The organism is Nonomuraea pusilla, from assembly GCF_900109355.1.
GTDB classification, from domain to species: Bacteria; Actinomycetota; Actinomycetes; order Streptosporangiales; family Streptosporangiaceae; genus Nonomuraea; species Nonomuraea pusilla.
This window is the reverse complement of the sequence record NZ_FOBF01000007.1, coordinates 359,239-380,375: the sequence shown is the minus strand read 5'-3', so window position 1 is coordinate 380,375 and position 21,137 is coordinate 359,239. Positions and strand designations below refer to the sequence as shown.

The following is a 21,137-nucleotide window of genomic DNA, read 5'->3' as shown; positions in this document are numbered from 1 at the left end:
ACTGCCCTGCCCGGCCCCCGCGCGTTCACTCCTCACGACGCGGGGACCTGGCACCGGCGGCGCGGGCCGTCAGCGGGCGGGCGTGACGGGCAGCCCGGTGGCGGGATCGACGGTGGAGAGGAACACGTCGCCGCCGCCGAGCGCCTGCCCGCCCTCCGGCGTGCCGTACGTGACGCCGGTGACGGCGACGTGGCCTGACGGGGTGACGGCGGCGTACAGGTTCGGCTCGGAGAACGGGTCGACCGCGTCGTCCCTGGCGGTGCCGTACTGGGCGGCGGCCAGGCGCCTGCCCCTGGCGTCGAAGCGGGCCGTCAGCACGTCGGCGCCGCCGGCGGCCACGCCGACGCGGCCCCGCGTGTAGCCCGCGACCAGCACCTCGCCGCCGGGCAGCGGCGCCACCGCCGCGCCCTCGTCCGCGCCGGGGGTGGCGAGGGACGAGCTCCACCGCCGTGTCCCGGTGCCGGTGTACGCGACGGCCAGCAGGTCGCCCTCGCTCGCCCCCGCGGCGACCGCGAGCCCGGACGTCGTGATGGCGACCGCGTCGAGCCGGTCGTCGCCGGAGCCGCCGGTCATGGCCGCCCAGCCGCGCTCGCCGCCGGGGGAGTAGGCGGCGAGCCAGCCGTCGAGCCCGCCCGGCGAGTCGGTGCCGGGCAGGGCGGCGGGCAGGGCTGCCGTGGCGCTGCCTGCCAGGTAGACGTGCGTGTCGTCGGCGGCCACGCCGTACGCCTTGTCCTCGCCCGCGCCGCCGTACTGGCGGACCCAGGAGAGCGTCCCGTCGGGGGCGAGCCTGGCGAGCAGGGCGTCCTTGTCGCCCGCGTTCCGCCCGTCGAGCGAGCCCTTGGTGTAGCCCGCCACGTACGCGCCGCCGTCGGGAGCGGCGGCCAGCCCGTACACGCGGTCGGCCGTGCCCGGCGCGCCGAACTGGGTGATCCAGCGGATCGTCCCCGTGGCGTCCAGCCTGGCCACGAACGCGTCGTCGGTGGTGTTGCCCGCGTGCCGGCCGTCCAGGTCGCCCTTGGTGTACCCGGCGGCCAGGACGCCGCCGTCGGGCAGCGCGGCCACACCGTACAGCCGCTCGTCGGCCGCGGTGCCGAACTGCCTGGTCCAGCCGTTCTGCCCGGTGCGGGTGAGCACCGCGTCGAGCCGGCCCGCGTGCGGCTGCCCCGCGACGGGACCGCCCGCCGCGAAGCCCACCGTGGACGAGCCGTCGGCGTGCGCGGCGACGCCGCCCGCCCAGTCGGCGGCCTGCGTGCCGTGCAGCGGGGCGGGCAGCCCGGCGGGCGGGGTGACGCTCAGGCCCGGGCCGAGGTCGGCCATGGCCTGCTCGAACGCGGGCGTCCAGACCGACCAGTCGTGCCCGCCGTCGAGCACGCGCAGCTGCGCCGTGACCGCGGGGGAGCGCCTGGCGGCGTTGTACAGCGCGGCCGACTCGAAGTCCAGGTCGTGGCGGGCGTCGGCGGGGTCGGGGTTGGCGTACTCGTCGTCGCCGACGGCCACGAACAGCCGCACGGGCAGGTCGGGGTCGAGCGCGGGCAGCAGGGCGGGGTAGCTGAGCGCCCGGTAGACGTCGTCGGAGAACTTCTGCCCGCCCTCACCGAACGCCCCGTAGTCGCGGGAGGAGGAGTCCGAGGGCGGCAGCGGCGTGTACACGGCGGGGCTGAGCACCGCGGCGGCGCCGAAGAGGTCCTGGTGGGCGAGCGCGAAGCGCAGCGCGCCCGCGCCGCCCATCGAGTAGCCGCCGACGAGCCGCGCCTCGCGGATGGGCGCGGTGCGGTACGTGGCGTCGACGTGCCGCACCAGGTCGCGGGTGAGCGCCGTCTCCACCGGGCGTCCCGGCAGGTCGGAGCCGGTGTAGCGGGAGTCGGTGTACCAGCTTCCGCGGTCGCTCCACGGCGCGTCCGGCATGACGGCGATGACCGGCGGGATCTGCTTGGTCTGGATCATCCGGTCGAGGGAGTCCTTGACCCGCGTCCAGGCGTTCATCGTGTCGCCCCGGCCGTGCAGCAGGTACAGCACGGGGTGGCGGCCGGTGCCCGACGCGTACCCGTAGGGCAGGTAGACGGTGTAGGCGATCGCCTCGCCGAGCGCCGGTGAGGGCGCGGAGGCGGTGGCGAGCGTTCCCGTGCGCACCTTCCCGCCGCCCGCCTCGCCGGGCGCGGACACGAGGAGGAGCGCCGAGAGGACGGCGACCACGCCGGCCCAGCTCCTTCTGGGCATGGGCATGCGACCTCATTTCTGTAAACGTTTACGGAGCGCGCCGGGGGAGCGCGTTCGTTTCGGCAGAGTTTCACGGCGTACGGGACGCGATGTCAACGGCCCGCCGGCTCCGGGGGTGCCGACACCCGCCGTGGCCGTCTATCGTTCGTGTCATGGTCACCGACTGCCGCCCCCCTCGCCGACGGGACTCCTGATGCCGCTGCTCGACCTGTCCTTCGAGCAGCTGCCCGGCGTGACCGTGATCGCGATCACCGGCGAGATGGACGCGACGAACCGCGGCCAGCTGGAGTCGTACCTGGAGGAGCGGGGCCCCGACCTGCGCGAGCAGGTGGTGTTCGACCTGGCGGGCGTCCCGTTCATGGACAGCTCGGGGCTGCACGTCCTGCTGGCCTGCGCCGCCGCGTGCGACGAGCGCGGCGGAGCCGCCCGGCTGGCGGCCGTCCAGTCGCTGCCCGCGCGCCTGCTGGAGATCACCGAGGTGGTCGCGTACGTGCCGGTGCACCCCACGGTGGCCGACGCCGTCGCGGCGGCGTCGGCGGTCGCCAGGAACATGACCGCGCGCGCCCCCGATTGATCACCGGGGACCGGACGCCCGGCCCGCGGCAGGTGCCGTTCCGATCGCTCCGGCACCTTCCGGAAATGCTTGCCGTGTGGCAACTATAGGGTGAGGGCGCCGGAGCCGGGGCGTGGCCTTCCTCTCCGCGGGCGCTCGCCCGCGGGCTCGCCCCCGGACGCGGCGGCCCGGAAGGAGCGGCACCGTGCGCGAACGCCAGCAGCCGTGGCGGGAGGCCGACGCGCAGGCCGTCGTGCGGTCGCTGCTGGAGCACGCCCTGCCCGCGCTCGGCGCCACGGCGGTCGCCCTCTGGGCGACGGGACCTGGAGCCTCCCTCGCGCTGGCCGGGTACGCGGGGTTCAGCGGGGAGGAGGCGGACCGGTGGCGGCACGTCCCGCCCGGCGTCGCCACCCCGGCGGCCCGAGCCCTGGCCGAGCGCCGCCTGATCAGGTACGACACCGCCCCCAAGGCCCGCCTGCCGACCATCGGCGCCCGGCACGTCGGCGGCGGCAGGGTCGTCGCGCCCGCCCTGTGGGGCGGCCGGATCCTGGGCGTGCTGGAGATCGGCTGGCCCCACCGGCTGCCGTCCTGGCCGCCGCAGACGGAACGGCACACCGAGCGGCAGATCGAGGCGCTCGCCGAGCTGTGCGCCCGCACCCTCGACGCCGGGCACGGCGGCCGGGCGGGGCCCGCGCCCGAGGGGGTCGTCCCCGAGCCGGCGCGGGCCGAGCTGGCCGAACTGGCCGACACCCTGCCCGATCCCGCGCTGGTGCTCCTGCCGCGGCTCGGGCCCAGGGGCGGCCTGGAGGGGTTCGTGGTCGAGCACGCCAACCCGCCGTTCGCCGACGCCTCCGGACGTCACCGTGCGGGGCTCGAAGGCGTCTCGCTGGCGGAGGCGTACCCGATGGCGGCGGGGCTGGCGGGCGCGGCCGAGGAGGTGTACGCCACGGGCCGGCCGGCCCGGCTGTCGCACCCGCCGCCAGGCCCGCCCGCGGGGAGGGCCGAGCTGGCCGTCACCCGGCACGGGGTGCGGCTGCTGCTCGTCTGGCGGGCCCGCGACCACGCCGGGCGCCTGCCCGCGCTGCTCGCGCACGCCCAGCGCCTGGCCAGGATCGGCGCGTTCGAGGAGGACCTGCTCGCCGGCGAGGTCACCTGGAACGGCGAGATGTTCGACCTGTACGGCCTCGGCCCCCGCGACCGGCCGTTCCCCCTCGACCGGCTGTCCGACCACGCCCACCCCGACGACGCCCCGGCGGTGGGCGGGTTCCTGCGCACGCTGGTGGGCCGCCGCCGCCCCGCGGCCGTCGCGTTCCGGCTGCGCCGCCCCGACGGCGCCGTCCGTCAGGTGCGCGTCGTGGCCGAACCTGTGCCCGGCGCGGGCGGGGCGGTGGCGGGCGTGCGCGGGGTCTGCCAGGACGTCTCGTCGCAGCACTGGACGGAGGTCGCGCTCGCCGTCACCCGCGACCAGCTCGCCCACACCGAACGGCACGCCGCCGAGCGCGACCGCCTCGCCCTGCGGCTCCAGCGCGCGATCATGCCGCCCTCCGACGACGCCATGGACTCCTACGGACTGCACGTGGCCGTCCGCTACCGCCCGGCGCGGGAGGAGCACCTGGTCGGCGGCGACTGGTACGACGCGTTCGCGCTGCCGTCGCGGCGGATCCTCCTGGTCGTCGGCGACGTCGCGGGCCACGGCCTGCAGGCCGCCACCGGCATGGTGGTGCTGCGCAACGCGCTGCGCGGCCTGGCCGTGACGGGCGCGGGGCCGGCCCGGCTGCTCGCCTGGCTCAACCTCCTGGCCCGCCACCAGGCCGACCGGGTCACCGCCACCGTCGTCTGCGGCCTGTACGACCCGCGTACGAGGGAGCTGCGCTGGGCCAGGGCGGGGCACCTGCCGCCGCTGCTGCTGCGCGGCGGAGGCGGCAGGGAGCTGCCGCTGACGCGGGGCGCGGTGCTCGGCGCGTTCCGCGACCCCCGCTACGAGGAGGGCCGGCTGCGCCTGCGACCGGACGACACGCTGCTGCTCTACACGGACGGCCTGATCGAGCGCAGGAACGGCGACCTGGAGCGCGCGCGGGACCGGCTGCTGGCCACGGCCACGCAGCCGGCGGGCGGCCTCGACCACCGGCTCGACCATCTGCTCACGCACTGCGGCTCGTCGGAGGACGACGACACCTGCCTGGTGGGGGTCCATCTGCGTCCGGAGTGACGGGTGAGGCCGGTTGGCCCTACGATTTTTCCAGCATTGCGGGATAGATCGTTCCAAACCTGGCGAGGTCGTGTGTTCGGAATCATTCGCCCGTGCGGTGAGCACGGGTGCCCCACCCTGCGCGAGGCGTGGCGGGCGCACCTGTGCGGGCTCTGCCTCACCCTGCGCGACGGGCAGGGCCACGGCGCACGCCTGGCCACCAACTACGACACGCTCATCGTGTCGGTGCTGACCGAGGCGCAGAGCACGGCGTCCGCGCCGCGCCGCACCGCGGGGCCGTGCGCGCTGCGCGGCTTCCGCCCGGCCGGCGTCGTGGACGCTCGCTCCCGAGGCGCCAGGCTGGCCGCGGCCGTCTCGCTGGCGCTGGCCGCGGGCCGGCTGCGCGACCAGGTGGCCGACGGCGACACCGCCCCCGCCACCCGGCCCGCCAGGCAGCGGCTGGCCGCCCGGTGGGAGGCGGGCGGCGCCCGGCTCGGCGCCGGCGTCGGGTTCGACACGACCGTGCTCACCGGCGTCGTGGAGCGCCAGCTCGACCTGGAACGCGGGCCCGCCCGCGGCCTGCTCGACCTCACCGCCCCGGCCGAGGACGCGGTGGCGGCGGCGTTCGCGCACACCGCGGTGCTCGCGGGACGGCCGGGCAACGCCGCCGCGCTCGCCGAGGCGGGCCGCTTCTTCGGCAGGATCGCCCACCTCGTGGACGCCGTCGAGGACCTCGCCGAGGACCGCGTGCGCGGCGCGTACAACCCGCTCGACGCCACCGGCACCGGCCTGGACGAGGCGCGGCGGCTGTGCGGCGACGCGGCGCACGGGCTCGCCCTCGCCGTGGCGGACCTGGAGCTGGAGGAGCGGCACCTGGTGGAGCGGCTGCTCGTCACCGAGGTGGACAGGGCGGTGCGGCGCGCCTTCGAGCCGCACGGCGACGACATCGCCGCCTCGTACGAGCGGCCCGGGTGGATCCGCAAGTCGGCGGCGGGCGTGGGCACGTTCCTGACGTGCGGCGTGTGGCGGCCCCGCTGGAGCAAGCGGCGCGGCCGTGACTGCGAGGACCGCTGCTACCTGCGTGACGGCAGCTGCTGCGACTGCTGCAACTGCTGTGACTGCTGCAACGGCTGCAACTGATCACGCCCGCGAGGCCCGGCGGGGGCCGCGTTGCGGCGGCCCGCGCGGGGCGGTTAGGGTGATGATCGTGACTGCCGGGTCGGCCATGGGCCACACACGAGTGGGGCGCCCGGCGAGGGCGTGACCGCCCGGCGGGCCAGGAGCCCGCCTCCCCGTTTTCTCTCACAGTTCCCGGCACGCGTCCCCCGCGTGCCTCCCAGCGATGTCCAGGAGAGAAAACACCTTCATGCCCCATGACTTCCAGCAGCAGATCATCGACGAGTTCCGCGCCGGCAAGGGCAGGGTCGGCGGCCCCTTCGAAGGGGCGCGGCTGCTCCTGCTGACCACCACGGGCGCGCGTACGGGCAGGCCGCACACCACCCCGCTCGGCTACCTGCCCGACGGCGGGGGCCGGATGCTCGTCATCGCCTCGGCGGGCGGTTCCCCCAAGCACCCCGCCTGGTACCACAACCTGGTGGCCAACCCCCGCGTGACCGTGGAGACCGGCGCCTTCACCCTGGAGGCCGACGCCACGGTGCTGCAGGGGGAGGAACGCGACGCGATCTTCGCCCGCGCCGTGGAGTCCGACCCCGGCTGGGCCGAGTACGAGGTGAAGTCGGGCCGGGTCCTGCCGGTCGTCGCGCTCACCCCCGTGGCCTCGCCCGTCGCCGGCATGCGGGGCGGCGACGCGCTCACGGCGATCCACGACGCGTTCCGCAAGGAGCTCGCCCTGGTGCGGGCCGAGGTCGCGCGGTCGGGCCCGGCGATCGGCGCGCAGCTGCGCGTCAACTGCCTCACCCTCTGCGCGGGCCTGCACCACCACCACAGCGGGGAGAGCGGCGGCCTGTTCCCGCGGCTGCGTCTGGACCACCCGGAGCTCGCCCCGGCCCTCGACCGGCTGGAGGAGGAGCACCAGGAGGTCGCCCGCCTGCTCGACGACCTCCAGCGGGCCCTCGACTCCGGCTCGCCCGACCTGGCCGCCGAGGTGGACCGGCTCGCCACCGCGATCGAGGCCCACCTCGACTACGAGGAGCTGCACCTCGTGCCCGTGCTCAACGGCGACGCCGGCCCGCGCTAGAGCCCGTGCGAAGTCGAGGATCAGCGGGATCGCCTGCTGGTGCGGCAGGTGATCCCGGTGGGCCGCCGTGCACGGTGCGTGACGACCTTACGTGGCGACCTCGCCGGCGAGGAACGCGTCGGTCCCGGCTGACGGCGGCCGGGCCAGGGCCGACCCCGGCCCGTGGCGGGCGCTGCGCACGGACATCCGCTAAGCCCGGCTCGTCAAGCGCGCCCGCCGCAGTGGCGCCGTACGCGCGGACGTGTCGGTCGAGGACGTACGCGTGGGCCTGTCGGCGATCTCGTCCTTCCGCTCGCCGCCTCCCGAACGGGCGCTCACGTCGGTGGAAGGTCGAGCCACAGGCCTTTATCGGGGGAGTGCCCTCAGTGTCAACCTCATGTTGGCCTCGACCTCCCCTCCAGGTGGACGGGTGCTTCCTACATTCGTAGGAATGTCGAGATCATCTGCGGTGGGGAGTATCTGGGCCGCGATCCTCCCTAGCGTGGCCGTTATGAAATGCGCACTGCTCAGACGGGGTGCGGCCGCCGCCGTGGCGATCGGCCTTCTGCTCACCGGGCCCGCCGTACAGGCCGAGTCGAAGCCCGTCACCGTGGCCCTGCCCCGGCCGACGGGTCCGAGCGAGATCGGCACTGTCGCGCTGCACCTGCGTGACGGCTCCAGGGCCGACCCGTGGATCAAGGCACATGCCCGGCGTGAGCTGATGATCAGCCTGTGGTACCCCACGCGTCGTCCGGACGGCCACCCCGCTGCGCCCTGGCTGCCGCCTCGCGCCGCCGAGGCCTTCTACCGCAACAGCGGCCTCTCGCCTGCGGCTGTCAGCCTGCCTTCGACCCACGGCCGGGAAGGGGCCCGGGTGGCGGGCCGAGGGCTGCCCGTCGTCCTGTTCTCGCCCGGCAACGGCGCCGACCGTTCCATGAACACCACCACGGTCGAAGAGCTGGCCAGCTGGGGCTACATGGTGGTCACGATCGATCACCCGGGCGATGCCGGCGAGGTGGAGTTCCCCGACGGCACGGTCACCGGCCATGTCCTGAAACCGGTCCCGGTGAGCCGGCTGGACGAGAAGGCCGAAGAGATCAAGGTGCGGGTGGCTGACACGCGCTTCGTGCTGGACCGGCTCAAGGAGCTGAACAAGGGGCAGAACCCCGATGCCGAAGGCCGGAAGCTGCCGGAGGGGCTGCGTGGCGCGTTCGACCTGGGCAGGGTCGGCATGTTCGGCCATTCCGCGGGAGGGGCGACGGCCGCCGCGACGATGCTGCAGGATCGGCGGGTCAAGGCGGTTCTGAACCTGGACGGACCCGCCCTCGGCAAGGTGGCCGCCAAGGGATTGGCCAGGCCGTACATGCTCATGGAGGCCGAGATCTTCGACAAGCCCATCCGCGGGCAGAAGGCCTTCTGGTCCCGGCTGAAGGGCTGGCGGCTGCACGTGAAGACCAAGGGCGTCAAGCACAACTCCTACACCGACCTGCCGCTGGTGTACGAGCAGGCGGCTCCGGTGATCGGCCTGTCGAAGGAGCAGTTGCGAGCGGCGAACGGGACGCTGCCGGCGGCGCGTTCCGTGGCCGTCACCCGCGCCTACGCCATGGCCTTCTTCGATCTGCATCTGCGGCGCAGAGGCGACCTGCTCGACAGGCGTTCCCCGCGGTTTCCCGAGGTGCGGATGATCGCCCGTTAGAGCCGGTACGAGGCTCGGATCTGCAGGCGGCGCTCCGCCTCTTTCGCCTGCCCTCGCTCAGGATCCGGGCCTCACTCACCCAACGGCAAGCGAGGCCGCCGACCGCGCCGGAAGGCGATCCGCTCAGTGGAACGCCGCGATCCCGGTGAGCGCCCGGCCCAGCACCAGGGTGTGGATCTCCGAGGTGCCCTCGTAGGTCAGCACGGACTCCAGGTTCACCGCGTGCCTGATCACCGGGTACTCCAGGGTGATGCCGCTCGCGCCGAGCAGCGTGCGGCAGGTCCTGGCGATGTCGAGGGCCTCGCGCACGTTGTTCAGCTTGCCGGCGCTCACCTGCTCGGGAGTGAGCGTCCCGGCCTCCTTCAAGCGGCCGAGGTGCACGGCCAGCAGCAGGCCCTTGCCCAGCTCCAGCGCCATGTCGGCGAGCTTCTCCTGGGTGAGCTGGTACGACGACAGCGGCCTGGCGAACACCTGGCGCTCGGCCGCGTACGCGATGGCGGTCTCCAGGCAGTCGAGCGCCGCGCCCATCGCGCCGAACACGATGCCGAACCGCGCCTCGTTCAGGCAGCCCAGCGGCCCGGACAGGCCGCGCGCGCCGGGCAGCATGGCGTCGGCGGGCAGGCGCACGCCGTCGAGCACCAGTTCGCTCGTCACGCTGGCGCGCAGCGACACCTTGTGCTTGACGTCGTGCGCGCTGAAGCCCGGCGTGCCCGCGGGGACGAGGAAACCGCGCACGCCCTCGTCGGTGCGGGCCCAGACGACGGCGACGTCCGAGACCGAGCCGTTGGTGATCCACATCTTGGTGCCGTCGAGCACCCAGTCGGAGCCGTCGCGCCTGGCCGTGGTGCGCATGCCGCCCGGGTCGGAGCCGAAGTCGGGCTCGGTCAGGCCGAAGCAGCCGATGCGCTCGCCCGCCGCCATCGCGGGCAGCCACTCCTGCTTCTGCTCCTCGCTGCCGTACTTCCAGATGGCGTACATGGCGAGGGAGCCCTGCACCGAGACCAGGCTGCGCAGGCCGGAGTCGGCCGCCTCCAGCTCCAGGCAGGCGAGGCCGTACGCGACGGCGCCGAGCCCGGCGCAGCCGTAGCCGTCGAGGTGCATGCCGAGCACGCCGATCCCGCCGAGGGCCCTGGCCAGCTCGCGGGCGGGCAGCTCGCCGGACTCGAACCAGCCGGTGACGTGCGGCCTGATCTCCTTGTCGCAGACCCGCCTGACGGTCTGCCTGATCTCGCGTTCCTCGTCGGTGAGCAGGGTGTCGAGGGCGAACAGGGCGGTCGGTGCGATCATCACAGCCTCTTGCTAACTTTGGATGCTGAATATTGGATCCAATATTGCCTTGACTGAGGGTGCGATGTCCATGGACGCTTTCGACGCCGGCGCGCTGTCCGGCCTGCTCGTCGCCGACTTCAGCCGCGTGCTGGCCGGTCCGTACGCCACCATGCTGCTGGCCGACCTCGGCGCCGAGGTGGTGAAGGTCGAGCGGCCCGGCGCCGGCGACGACACCCGCGCCTGGGGCCCGCCGTACGCCGGGGGAGAGGCCACCTACTTCCTCGCCGTCAACAGGAACAAGCGCTCCATCGCCCTCGACCTGCGCGACCCCGCCGGCCTGGAGACCGCGAGGGCGCTCGCCGCCCGCGCCGACGTGCTCGTCGAGAACTTCAGGCCCGGCACCATGGACCGCCTCGGCCTCGGCCACGACGCACTGCGCCCGCTCAACCCCGGGCTCGTCTACTGCTCGATCACCGGGTTCGGCTCGGGCGAGGGCGCCGGGCTGCCCGGCTACGACCTCATCGCCCAGGCCGTCGGCGGGCTCATGAGCGTCACCGGCGAGCCCGGCGGGCCCGGCACGAAGGCGGGCGTCGCGCTCGTGGACGTCGTCACCGGGCTGCACGCGGCGCTCGGCGTGCTCGCCGCGCTGCGCCACCGCGACCGCACCGGCGAAGGGCAGAGGGTCGAGGTGTCACTGCTGTCCTCGCTGCTGTCGGCGCTGACCAACCACGCCTCCGCCTACGCCGCCGCCGGGGTCGTGCCCCGCGCGATGGGCAACAGGCACCCCAGCATCGTCCCGTACGAGGTGTTCGAGGCCGCGGACCGGCCCATCGTCATCGCCGCCGGCAACGACCGCCAGTTCCGCGCGCTGTGCGAGGCGCTGGAGCGGCCCGGCCTGGCCGCCGACCCCAGGTTCGCCACGAACGCCGGACGGGTCGCCGCCCGCGACGTCCTCGTCGCCGAGCTGAACGCCGCGCTCGCCGCCCGCACCGCCGACGAGTGGTTCGGGCTGCTGACCGCCGCGGGCGTGCCCTGCGGCCCGATCAACGACCTGGCCGGCGCGTTCTCCCTCGCCGAGCGGCTCGGCCTCGAACCGGCCGTCGAGGTGGACGGCGTCGGCCAGGTCGCCGACCCGATCCGCCTCGGCGCCACCCCGCCCTCCTACCGCCGCCGGCCGCCCCGCCTGGGCGAGGACGACGCGTGGGTCCGTGAGATATTGGGGCGGTGACTTCGGAGGAGGCGCGTCGCCGGCCGCCCACGGCCCAGCAGTTCGTGCTGGCCGAGCTGCGGCGCGCCATCACCACCGGCCGCCTGCGCCCCGGCGCCCCCATCCGGCAGGACGCCCTGGCCGAGGAGCTGCAGGTCAGCCGGGTCCCGCTGCGCGAGGCGCTGAAGACCCTCCAGGGAGAGGGGCTGGTGAGCTACCAGGCGCACCGCGGCTACTTCGTCGAGACCCTGTCGCTCGCCGACCTGCGCGAGGTCTACCGCATCCGCGAGCTGCTGGAGGAGGAGGCCGTGCGCAAGGCCGTCGCGCGGCTCACCGACGCCGACCTCGACCGGCTGGAGGAGACGCAGCGCGACGTCGAGGACGCCGCCGCCCGCGGCGACGTCCTCGCCATGGCCACGGCCAACCGGCTCTTCCACATGACGCTGTTCGAGTGCGCCGGCATGCCGCGCCTGACCCGGCTCATCAGGACGCTGTGGGACTCCACCGACGCGTACCGGTCGATGTACTACGGCGAGGGCGGCAACCGCGAGCGCGTGGTCAAGGAGCACCGCGCCACCCTGGAGGCGCTGCGCCGCCGCGCCGCCGACGAGGCCGTCGCCACCCTCGACGCGCACCGCGCCCACGCGGTCGCCGAACTGGAGAGCCTGCTCGCCGGAGACTGAGCACCCCGGGGCTCGTGGTGGGCGGGGGCTGGGGGCTCTAGGCTAAGGTGGCGATCGTCCGCTGACATCGTTGTCACCGGCGTCGTACCCGTCCCGCTGTCATCCGGTTAAGGGCCAGAAGTGACCGTCTACCTGCTGACGAACCCCGTCAAGGACTACGCCTGGGGATCCCGCGCCGACATCGCCGGCATCACCGGCAGGCCCGTGCCCGCCCCCGGCCCCGAGGCGGAGATGTGGCTCGGCGCGCACCCGGCGGGGCCGTCCCTGCTTCCCGGCGGCGGCTCGCTGGCCGACGCCATCGCCGCCGACCCCGACGGGCAGCTCGGCGCGGCCACGCTCGGCCGCTTCGGCGCCCGGCTGCCGTACCTGCTGAAGCTCATCGCGGTGGCGCAGCCGCTGTCGCTGCAGGTGCACCCGTCACCCGGGCAGGCGGCCGACGGGCACGCCAGGGGCGTCTACGGCGACCCGTGGGCGAAGCCGGAGCTGATCTGCGCGCTCACCCCGTTCACGGCGCTGGCCGGGTTCCGCGAGCCCGACCAGGCGGCGCTGCTCATCGAGCGGCTGAACCTGCGCGAGCTGAAGGACGTCGTCTCGGCGCTGGCCGCAGACCGCCCGCTGGAGGCGCTGGCCGCCCTGCTCGCCGCCCGCGACTTCACCGAGCAGGCCGTCTGGGCCGCCTCGTGCGTGCACCAGCCCGACTACGAGCTGGTCGTCAAGCTGGCCCGGCTCTACCCGGGCGACCCCGCCTGCCTGGCGCCGCTGCTGCTGCGCCGGCACGAGCTGGCCCCCGGCCAGGCGCTCTACCTCGACGCGGGCGTGCTCCACTGCTACCTCAAGGGCTTCGGCGTCGAGATCATGGGCAGCTCCGACAACGTCATGCGCGCGGGCCTCACGCCCAAGCCGCTGGACATCCCGGAGCTGCTGCGCATCACCGAGCCCGCCCGGGTGCCGTCGGCGCTGGAGGCGGGCCCCGGCGGCGCGTACGCGTCGCCGGCGCCGGAGTTCCGGCTGCGCCGCCTGGAGACGGGCGAGCACCCGCTGGAGGCGGGCCTGCCGCGCATCCTGCTGTGCGCCGAGGGCACGGCGACGGCCGGAGAGGTCACGCTCGGACGCGGCGCCTCGGCCTTCGCGTCCGCACGCGACGGCCTGACCGTCCGCGTGGACGGCGTGACCTTCTGCGCCGAACCGGGCATCCCCTCCTGAGAACCAACGAGCCGCCGGGCGCCCCGACGCCCGCGCCGCCCGTCAGCCCGGCCACCGCGGCTTGCCGCCGCCGTCACAGCGGGGTGGAGCAGGTGCTCCGGTCCACGTAGGCCAGGCCGTCGAACTCCTCGGCGAGCACCGTCGGCGTGAACGCGAGCTTGTAGGTGAGGCGCCTGACCGCCCCGCCGTGGCCGCGCAGGTGCGAGGGTCCGCGCAGCCAGGCCGCCACCGGCTCGGGACGCGGGCCGCCGCGCAGGTCGACGAGGAAGTCACCCGGGTGCGCGGCGGCCAGGCGGGCCTCGACCATGAGGTCGTTCCGCACCGGCGGCACCCGGAACGCCCTGGGCGGGCGGCGCCTGTCGACCCTGCCGAAGCGGATCCGGCGGGCGCGGAAGGCGCCCTGCCCGAACAGCAGGCCGAGCGCGTAGTACGCCTCGCCGTGGCGCTCGGCCAGGTACCGTCCCATCGCCGGGATGGAGCCGCCGCTGTGGGCGCCCTTCGTGACGTGCCCGTTGTGCGCCCACACGGCCACCCTGGCCCCTGGCTCGGACAGCAGCGCGTCCAGGTTGTCGGCCAGGTAGCGGTCGCGGGCCATGCCGATGGTCCTGCCGGGGTCGGCGTGACGGTAGTGGCGGGTCATCAGGTCGGCGTTCTGCCGGACGAGCCTTGCGTGCTCCAGCACGTCGCCGGGCGCGCGCAGGTCGGTGACGTGCTCCTCCAGGCGGCGGGCGGCCGCCTCGACGGCGGGGTCCAGCGGCTCGCCCTCGGCCATCCGGGTGTGCGCCAGGGGCGCCAGCGGCGCGAGGAGTTCCGGCCCCTGCCCCGCCTCCTCCAGGAAGGCGCGCAGCGCCGCCAGCGACGCCGCCGGGTACTGCGGGTCGATCCCGGCGAACCGTACCGGCCGTGCCGCGCCCGCGTTGCGCTCGCGCAGCCACTCCACCACGGCGAGCATCTCCGCCGTGTGCGTGATCCAGAACCCGAGGCCCGCCAGCGCCTCCACCGGGTCGCCCGGCCCGCCCCGCACGTAGGCGTCCACCGCCCGCGCGGCCGACGCGCTCACCTCGAACGCCAGGGTCGTGAACCCCAGCTCCTCCACCAGGAACTCCAGCAGCCGGTGCTTGAGCAGGAAGAACTCGCGGGTGCCGTGCGTGGCCTCGCCGAGGCCCACCACGCGGACGCCGCCGAGGACGCCGCGCAGGGGCTCCAGGTCCGCGGTTCCGGAGCCCGGTTCCAGCGTGGGCAGGGGGACGGCCCGCTCCGACAGCCACCGCGTCACGTCGTCCGTCACGGTTCTCCTCCGATCCGCCGGTCACCGGGAAGGCTACAATGATCTTGATCGGGACGGGCCAAGGTCTGTCTCGCCGTTCTCGCGGGCACCCCGCCACGCACCCGGCAGGAAGGAATCCGCATGCCGCAGGAGGACCAGGGCGGCCCCGGCGAGCGGCCGGACCTCGGCGGCATGGTCGTCGAGCTGCTGGCCTACTGGACGTTCGGCGGCGACCCGCACGCCGCGGGGGAGACGACGGGCCACGGCTACGGGCCGGTCAGGCTCGTCGTCTGGACGGTGGCCGCCATCGGCGTCGCCGCCGCCGTGTCGGCCGTACGGATCGCCCTGTTCGGCGAGCCCACGGCGGGCTGGGGCATCGCGCTGCTCCCGCTGCTGCTGCCGCTGACGGGCGCCGTCGCGCACAGGCCGCCCGGGTACGTCCCCGCGCTCGTCTCCGGCGTGGCGGCCGGGCTGGTCGCCGCGCTGCTGCTGGGCATCGACCTCGGCACGACGCTGAGCTCGTTCTGGGCGGGGTTCGGCGCGGTGTCCGCCGGGTTCCTCGTCTGTTCCGTCGTGTTCGCCGTGGTCACGAGGGCCGCACCCGTGCCGCCGCGATCATGACCGCGGCTCCCAGCGCGGCCAGGGAGAGGTTGGCGAAGACCTCCACGCCCTCGAAGGCGCTGACGCGCTCCACGACGAGGCGGTTGAAGGCGTTGAGCACGAAGCCGAAGAACGGCTGCACGGCGACGTGGTCGAGGGCTCCGCTGATCCCTTCCAGCAGCATCAGCAGTCCCAGGAGCTTCATGGCTTGGCGCATGTCTCGACGGTAGGCGCGGGGCGTCCTCGCCCGAATCGGCCGGAGGCGTCGTCCCGCGCGACCGAAGTCGGACCTCTGGCCGACTTTGGTATGAGCTGCGAAAAATCCAGTATTTGCCCAGGTCAGACCCCATGTAACGGGCTTGTCTGCCTCTATAGGCGGACATAACCTGGAACTGAGAAGTTCATGGCCATCCGAGGAGTAGTGAGGAGGTTGAGATGTTCCTGACGTCGATCGACCCGTTCGTCCAGGAGTTCGAGCGGCAGTTCAACCGCCTGGCCGGCCGGACGCCCGAGGGCACCGCGGTCATGCCGCTGGACGGTGTGCGCCGCGCCGACGACGTCGTCCTGCGCCTCGACCTGCCGGGCGTCGAGCCCGACTCCATCGAGGTCACCGTCGACCGCGGCGTGCTGAGCGTCAGCGCGCGCCGCGAGGAGGAGGTCGGCGAGGACGAGCGGCTGTTCGTCCGTGAGCGCCCGATGGGCACGTTCGTGCGGCGCGTCTACCTGTCCGAGCACCTCGACACCGAGCACATCGACGCCGCTTACCACAACGGCGTGCTGACGCTGCGCGTCCCGGTGCTCGAACGGGCCAAGCCACGCAAGGTGGAGATCCAGAAGGGCCAGACCAAGGCCATCCAGGGCTGACCGGCGGCGCGGGGGGCGCCCCGACGCCCGCCGCGCCGGTCGGAAAGTCGGGACCTTGGTCCCTACCAGGGAGGACCCGCGCTCGGGCAGCGTGAGGGCGTGACGTGCTACACCACTCCGCCCGTGCCCGCGAGCGCGGGCCTTTCCAGGGACGAAGGACTGCGCCTGCTCGGGACCGTCGGTCTCGGCAGGATCGTGTTCATCAGCAGGGCCAGGCCCGCGATCAGGCTCGTGGCCCACACCATGGACGGCGACCACCTGCTGGTCGGCGTCCGGCACGAGCCGGAGATCGCCTCCGCGCTGAGCTCGTCCGGCCTGTCGCTCGTGGTGTACGAGGCCGACGCCGTCGATCCCGCCACGCGGCAGGGCTGGAGCGTGGTGGCCAGCGGGCGGGCCGGGCTGGTGGAGGACGAGGACGAGCTGGCGGCCGCGCTGGAGCGGCTGCGCCCGTGGCCGGGGGAGCGGGTGGACCTGGTGCTGCGCATCAGGCCGGAGCTGATCAGCGGGTTCCACACCGGCGGATGAAGCCGGTCACGCGGAAGAGGGGGCGCCCGGAGGCGCCCCCTCTTCCGCGTGACCGCAGTCGTGCCCGGGTCATTCTCCCCGGACGCCCAGGATGAACCAGCAGTAGACGAACGCCCCGAACGCCATGGTCGCCAGCAGCATCAGCCCGATCGAGTACGAGCCGGTGGCCTGCAGGATCAGGCCCATGACGATGGGCGGGAGGAAGCCGCCCAAGCCGCCCGCCGCGCCGACGACGCCGGTCGCGCTGCCCACCATGGGCGCCGGGATGGCCCGTCCGAGCAGGGCGAACACCGCGCCGTTGCCGAGGCCGAGCGCCAGCGCCATGGTGAGGAACGCGACGGTCGCGACCGGCATGACCGGCGTGAACGACACGATGATCGCGCACGCGGTGACGACGGCCAGCCCGACGCCCAGCACTCGGCGCCCGTCGAGCCGGTCGGCGAGCGCGCCGCCGAGCGGGCGGGCGAGCGTGGCCAGCAGGACGAACCCGGCGGCCCTGGCGGCGGCGTCGGCCGTGCTGAGGTGGTAGCCGGCCTTGAGGTAGAGGGGCAGGTAGACGCCGAAGGCGACGAAGCCGCCGAACGTGAGGGCGTACATGCCGGCCAGTTCCTTGGTGTCGCGGCGGCGGGCGGCGGCGAGGAAGCGGGTCATGAACGGCTCCGACGCGGGCTGCGTGCCGGGCGCGTCGCGGCCCACGGCGAGGAAGGCCAGGCCGATGAGGACGAGCGCGCCCGCGACCACCAGGAACGGCACCGGGCGGCCGAACCGCTCGGCCAGCCACGGCGTGGCGAAACCGGACACCGCGGTGCCGATGTTGCCCATGCCGAAGACGCCCAGCGCGAGGCCGCGCCGCTGCGGGGGGAACCAGGCGTTGACGTACGGCACGCCGATCGCGAAGGTCGCGCCGGTCAGGCCCAGCACCAGGCCGCCCGCCAGCAGCGCCGGGTAGCTCTGCGCGAAGGCGAGGAAGAGCACGGGGAGCACGCCGGCGAGGCTCGCCAGGGCGAACATCAGGCGTCCGCCGTACCTGTCGGTCAGCGCGCCCAGCACGATCCGGCCGAGCGAGCCGACCACGACGGGCACCGCCACGAGCAGCGACACCTCGAAGGGGCTCAGCGCGAGCAGCTCTTTGTAGGTGGGTCCGAGGGGGCTGAGCAGCGCCCAGGCCCAGAAGTTCACCGCGAAGCCCGCGGTGGCGAGCACCAGCGCCGTCACCCGGGCGCGCGGCCCGGCGGCCGGGCCCGTCTCGGGAGCGGCGGGCAGCGCCGTCGTGGTCATGCAGAGCCTCCGTGGAGTGCGAGGAGTTCCGAGTGTCGTGGGACGGCTCCACCTTCACGTCGGGCCGCCGCCGGCCGTCAGGGACCTTGGTCCCGAAGCGCCCGGCTGAAGGACCCGGACCGCGCGGCGCCGCCGGACGCGGGACTTTGGTCCCCCGGACGGCGGACCTTGAGCACGTCACCGGGGACGGGACCCCGCCCTACGCTGCGACCAGGCCCGCGCGTGCCCGCGCCCGGGCCTTACCAGCGGGCGAGTCAGGAGGAAGCGGATATGCCGCCGGTCGAGGTCAAGATCGGGCAGAAGGGGACGGCCGAGCCGCCGCGGCAGTTCCGCGCGTCGTGGCACCTGCGGGCCAACGCGGTGGTCGTGGCCTGGCTGGCGCTGAGCGCCGTGGTCGTGCTGGCGCAACCGCAGCTCCCCGCGCCGCGCTGGCTGGTCGTCCACGTCTTCCTGCTCGGCGCGGTGAGCAGCGCCATCCTCATCTGGAGCGAGCACTTCGCGGCCGCGCTGCTGCGGGTCCCCACGCCCGACCAGCGCTGGAGCATGGCCAGGCTGGGCGGGCTGAACGCCGGGGCCGTGGCCGTGCTGGCCGGTCTCGCCGTCGGCCCCTGGCAGGCGGCCGCCGCCGGGGCCGCCGCCGTGGTGGCCGTGGTCGTCTGGCACGCCGTCGCGCTCGCCCGCATGGTGCGGCGCGCGCTGCCCGGCAGGTTCGGGCACGTCATCGGCTGGTACGCGGCGGCCGCCGGCGCCCTCGCCGTGGGCGGCACGCTCGGCGGCCTCATGGCGGCCGACGTCTGGCACGGCGCCGGGCACGAGCGGCTGCACGCCGCGCACGCCCAGGTCAACCTGCTCGGCTGGGTCGCGCTGACCGTGCTCGGCACCCTGTTCACGCTCTGGCCCACCGTGCTGCGCACCAGGATGTCCGACAGGACGAGACGCTGCTCGCGCCTGGCGCTGCGGCTGACCGTGCCCGGCCTGGCCGTGGCCGTCACCGGGCTGCTGCTGGGGCAGCGCTGGGTGGCCGTGGCCGGTCTGGCCGGGTACGCGGCGGGCGTCGCCGTGGCCGTGGTGCCGCTGGCCGACGCGGCCCGGCGGCGCAGGCCGCACACCGGCGCGGCGTGGACCGTCGCGGCGGGGGCCGCGTGGTTCGCGGTCGTCCTCGCCGCCGACGTCGCGCGGGTCGCCTCCGGCCCCGCCGCCGAGCCGTCCACGGCGCTGGACCCGCTGCTGCCGCTCCTGCTGGCCGGGTTCGCGGGGCAGGTGCTGCTCGGGTCGCTCATGCACCTGCTGCCCGCGGTGCTCGGCGGCGGGCCCGTCCGCTTCAAGGAGCACGCCGCCCTGCTGGAACGCGGGTGGCCGTACCGGCTGGCCGCGGCCAACCTCGGCGTGCCGCTGCTCGCGCTGCCCGTGCCCGAGCCGCTCGCGCTGCTCGGCTGGGCGCTCGTGCTGGGGGCGCTCGCGGCGTTCGTCGTGCTGGCGCTGGCCGCGCTGTGGCGCGCCCGCCACCCGGCGGGCGGGCGCGGCGCCCATCCGGGGCCGGCCGCCGCCGGCGCCGTGCTCGGCTGCCTGCTCACCGCCGCCGCCGTGGCCGTCGCCATGTCGGGGACGTCCGCGCCCGCCCAGGTGGACGTGCGCCCCGGCGCCCGGCAGACGGTGGAGGTGACCCTGTCCGGCATGCGGATCAGGCCCGCCGTGATCACGGCCGCGCGCCGCACCGTGCTGACGCTGCGCGTCACCAACGCCGACGCCCAGCGCCACGACCTGCGCCTGGCCACCGGCGAGCAGACGCCGCTCCTCGGACGCGGCCAGACCGCGGTGCTCACGCTCGCCCCGCTGGGGGAGGCGGTGGACGGCTGGTGCACGGTCGCCGGGCACCGCGCGGCGGGGATGACCATGCGGATCGAGCCGTCGGCGCCGGCCGCCGCCGCGCCGGCCGGTCAGGGCCACGCCGGGCACCAGACGGCCGCGGCGCCGTCGGCGCAGGGCCACGCGGGGCACCAGGCCGCCGCGACCCCGCCCGCGTCCGGCCAGGGCACGGCCCCGCTGGACGTCATGGCCCCCATGTCACCCGGGTGGAAGCCGTACGACCCCGTGCTGCCGCCCGCGCCCTCCGGCACCGAGCACCGGGTGGAGATCAGGGCGAAGGAGACGGACATGGAGGTCGCGCCGGGCGTGCGCCAGCGCGTCTGGACGTTCGGCGGCACCGTCCCCGGGCCCGTGCTGCGCGGCAAGGTGGGCGACGTGTTCGTCGTGACGTTCGTCAACGACGGCACCATGGGGCACGGCATCGACTTCCACGCCGGGGCGCTCGCCCCTGACCAGCCGATGCGCACCATCCAGCCGGGGGAGAGGCTGACGTACCGGTTCCGCGCGGAGCGCGCGGGGGCGTGGCTCTACCATTGCTCGACCATGCCCATGAGCCAGCACATCGCCAACGGCATGTACGGCGCCGTCGTCATCGACCCGCCCGGCCTGCCCGCGGTCGACCGCGAGTTCGTCCTCGTCCAGGGCGAGGTGTACCTCGGGCAGCCGGACGACCCGGCGCGGGCCGCGCGCATCCGCGAGAGCCGCCCCGACGGGTGGGCCTTCAACGGCACGGCCGCCGGCTACGACCACGCCCCGATCAAGGTGAAGACGGGGGAGCGGGCGCGCGTCTGGGTGGTGGCCGCGGGCCCCGGCACCGGCACGGCCTTCCACGTGGTGGGCGGGCAGTTCGACACCGTCTACAAGGAGGGCGCGTACCTGCTGCGCCGCGGCCACCCGGGCGGCGGGAAGGACGGCTCGGGCGGCGGCAAGGACGGCCCGGGAGGCTCGCAGGTGCTCGACCTGGCGCCCGCGCAGGGCGGCTTCGTGGAGCTGGTCTTCCCGGAGGCCGGGCACTACCCGTTCGTCGATCACGCGATGCCGCGCGCCGAGGCGGGCGCGCACGGAGTCTTCGAGGTGAGCGCGCCGTGACCTGGTGGTCGGTGGTCAGGTTCCTGCACGTCCTCGGCGCCGCCCTGTGGGTCGGCGGCCAGCTCACGGTCTCGCTCGTGGTGCTGCCGCTGGCCCGCCGCCTGCTCGACCCCGAGCGGCGGGCCGGCGTGCTGAGCGCCGTCGGGCGGCGGTTCGGCCTGTTCACGGTGGCGGCGTTCCTGCCGGTGCAGCTCGCCACGGGCTTCGCGATCGCCGTGCACAAGGGCGTCACCTGGGCGTCGCTGGCCGAGCCCGGTTACGGCCGCGTCCTCGCCGCGAAGCTGCTGCTGTTCTGCCTCGTCATGGCGGCGGCGGGGCTGCACGGCCTGGCGATCGGGCGCGGCCTGGCGAGGACGGCACGCGCGCTGGCGGTGGCCTCCCTGGTCGGCTCGGTCGGCATCATCCTGCTCGCCGCCGCCCTCCCCGCCACCTGACCCACGCCCCCTCGCCCGTCGA

Annotated in this window: 18 protein-coding genes; 13 read left to right on the top strand and 5 right to left on the bottom strand. The window is 75.0% G+C overall.

Annotated elements, in window-relative coordinates:
* Positions 1 to 69: 69 nt before the first annotated feature.
* Complete coding sequence (locus tag BMX74_RS18065; protein ID WP_091101600.1) at positions 70 to 2,223, bottom strand: alpha/beta hydrolase-fold protein; 2,154 nt, start codon at positions 2,221 to 2,223, stop codon at positions 70 to 72.
* A gap of 187 nt (positions 2,224 to 2,410) precedes the next feature.
* Between BMX74_RS18065 and BMX74_RS18060 the strand changes: the two genes are divergently transcribed.
* The 5 genes from BMX74_RS18060 (at position 2,411) to BMX74_RS18040 (ending at position 8,830) form a co-directional block, all read left to right on the top strand.
* A complete protein-coding gene (locus BMX74_RS18060) occupies positions 2,411 to 2,791 on the top strand; it encodes an STAS domain-containing protein (protein ID WP_177227399.1) in 381 nt (126 codons plus the stop codon).
* Between the two features lie 184 nt (positions 2,792 to 2,975).
* The gene (locus BMX74_RS18055; RefSeq protein WP_256257007.1) at positions 2,976 to 4,979 is read left to right on the top strand and encodes a GAF domain-containing SpoIIE family protein phosphatase; all 2,004 of its coding nucleotides are present in this window, start codon (positions 2,976 to 2,978) and stop codon (positions 4,977 to 4,979) included.
* A 72-nt stretch (positions 4,980 to 5,051) separates the two neighbouring features.
* Positions 5,052 to 6,098 carry a DUF5685 family protein gene (locus BMX74_RS18050; RefSeq protein WP_091101596.1) on the top strand — a complete coding sequence of 349 codons (1,047 nt, stop codon included), beginning with the start codon at positions 5,052 to 5,054 and terminating at the stop codon, positions 6,096 to 6,098.
* Positions 6,099 to 6,324: 226 nt separating this feature from the next.
* Positions 6,325 to 7,155 carry a nitroreductase/quinone reductase family protein gene (locus BMX74_RS18045; protein WP_091101594.1) on the top strand — a complete coding sequence of 277 codons (831 nt, stop codon included), beginning with the start codon at positions 6,325 to 6,327 and terminating at the stop codon, positions 7,153 to 7,155.
* A 448-nt stretch (positions 7,156 to 7,603) separates the two neighbouring features.
* On the top strand, positions 7,604 to 8,830 hold the full coding sequence (locus tag BMX74_RS18040) for an alpha/beta hydrolase family protein (protein WP_218153987.1): 1,227 nt from the start codon (positions 7,604 to 7,606) through the stop codon (positions 8,828 to 8,830).
* A 123-nt stretch (positions 8,831 to 8,953) separates the two neighbouring features.
* On the opposite strand, the gene BMX74_RS18035 is transcribed toward BMX74_RS18040, so the two are convergent.
* The gene (locus BMX74_RS18035; RefSeq protein WP_055502691.1) at positions 8,954 to 10,117 is read right to left on the bottom strand and encodes an acyl-CoA dehydrogenase family protein; all 1,164 of its coding nucleotides are present in this window, start codon (positions 10,115 to 10,117) and stop codon (positions 8,954 to 8,956) included.
* Positions 10,118 to 10,187: 70 nt separating this feature from the next.
* Between BMX74_RS18035 and BMX74_RS18030 the strand changes: the two genes are divergently transcribed.
* The 3 genes from BMX74_RS18030 (at position 10,188) to manA (ending at position 13,192) form a co-directional block, all read left to right on the top strand.
* Positions 10,188 to 11,327, top strand: coding sequence for a CaiB/BaiF CoA transferase family protein (locus BMX74_RS18030; protein WP_055503969.1), 1,140 nt, complete (start codon positions 10,188 to 10,190; stop codon positions 11,325 to 11,327).
* Positions 11,324 to 11,989, top strand: coding sequence for a GntR family transcriptional regulator (locus BMX74_RS18025; protein ID WP_055502690.1), 666 nt, complete (start codon positions 11,324 to 11,326; stop codon positions 11,987 to 11,989). The genes BMX74_RS18030 and BMX74_RS18025 overlap by 4 nt, the downstream gene beginning before the upstream one ends.
* A 120-nt stretch (positions 11,990 to 12,109) precedes the next feature.
* Entirely contained in the window at positions 12,110 to 13,192 is a 1,083-nt protein-coding gene (gene manA, locus BMX74_RS18020; RefSeq protein ID WP_091101592.1) for a mannose-6-phosphate isomerase, class I, read from the top strand.
* Positions 13,193 to 13,265: 73 nt separating this feature from the next.
* On the opposite strand, the gene BMX74_RS18015 is transcribed toward manA, so the two are convergent.
* Positions 13,266 to 14,480 carry an erythromycin esterase family protein gene (locus BMX74_RS18015; RefSeq protein ID WP_091101589.1) on the bottom strand — a complete coding sequence of 405 codons (1,215 nt, stop codon included), beginning with the start codon at positions 14,478 to 14,480 and terminating at the stop codon, positions 13,266 to 13,268.
* Positions 14,481 to 14,600: 120 nt separating this feature from the next.
* Between BMX74_RS18015 and BMX74_RS18010 the strand changes: the two genes are divergently transcribed.
* Entirely contained in the window at positions 14,601 to 15,080 is a 480-nt protein-coding gene (locus BMX74_RS18010) for a hypothetical protein (RefSeq protein ID WP_091101587.1), read from the top strand.
* Here BMX74_RS18010 and BMX74_RS18005 read toward each other — a convergent pair.
* Positions 15,046 to 15,276 carry a hypothetical protein gene (locus tag BMX74_RS18005; protein WP_055502686.1) on the bottom strand — a complete coding sequence of 77 codons (231 nt, stop codon included), beginning with the start codon at positions 15,274 to 15,276 and terminating at the stop codon, positions 15,046 to 15,048. The genes BMX74_RS18010 and BMX74_RS18005 overlap by 35 nt on opposite strands.
* A 218-nt stretch (positions 15,277 to 15,494) precedes the next feature.
* On the opposite strand from BMX74_RS18005, the gene BMX74_RS18000 reads away from it, so the two are divergent.
* On the top strand, positions 15,495 to 15,923 hold the full coding sequence (locus BMX74_RS18000; protein ID WP_055502685.1) for an Hsp20/alpha crystallin family protein: 429 nt from the start codon (positions 15,495 to 15,497) through the stop codon (positions 15,921 to 15,923).
* A 99-nt stretch (positions 15,924 to 16,022) separates the two neighbouring features.
* Complete coding sequence (locus BMX74_RS17995) at positions 16,023 to 16,448, top strand: pyridoxamine 5'-phosphate oxidase family protein (RefSeq protein WP_055502684.1); 426 nt, start codon at positions 16,023 to 16,025, stop codon at positions 16,446 to 16,448.
* A gap of 69 nt (positions 16,449 to 16,517) precedes the next feature.
* On the opposite strand, the gene BMX74_RS17990 is transcribed toward BMX74_RS17995, so the two are convergent.
* The gene (locus BMX74_RS17990; protein WP_082534803.1) at positions 16,518 to 17,726 is read right to left on the bottom strand and encodes an MFS transporter; all 1,209 of its coding nucleotides are present in this window, start codon (positions 17,724 to 17,726) and stop codon (positions 16,518 to 16,520) included.
* A 270-nt stretch (positions 17,727 to 17,996) separates the two neighbouring features.
* Here BMX74_RS17990 and BMX74_RS17985 point away from each other — a divergent pair, with 270 nt between their 5' ends.
* Together BMX74_RS17985 and BMX74_RS17980 are read left to right on the top strand one after the other, a co-directional pair.
* On the top strand, positions 17,997 to 20,681 hold the full coding sequence (locus tag BMX74_RS17985) for a multicopper oxidase domain-containing protein (RefSeq protein WP_091101585.1): 2,685 nt from the start codon (positions 17,997 to 17,999) through the stop codon (positions 20,679 to 20,681).
* Complete coding sequence (locus BMX74_RS17980; protein ID WP_055502682.1) at positions 20,678 to 21,115, top strand: hypothetical protein; 438 nt, start codon at positions 20,678 to 20,680, stop codon at positions 21,113 to 21,115. The genes BMX74_RS17985 and BMX74_RS17980 overlap by 4 nt, the downstream gene beginning before the upstream one ends.
* Positions 21,116 to 21,137: the final 22 nt, after the last annotated feature.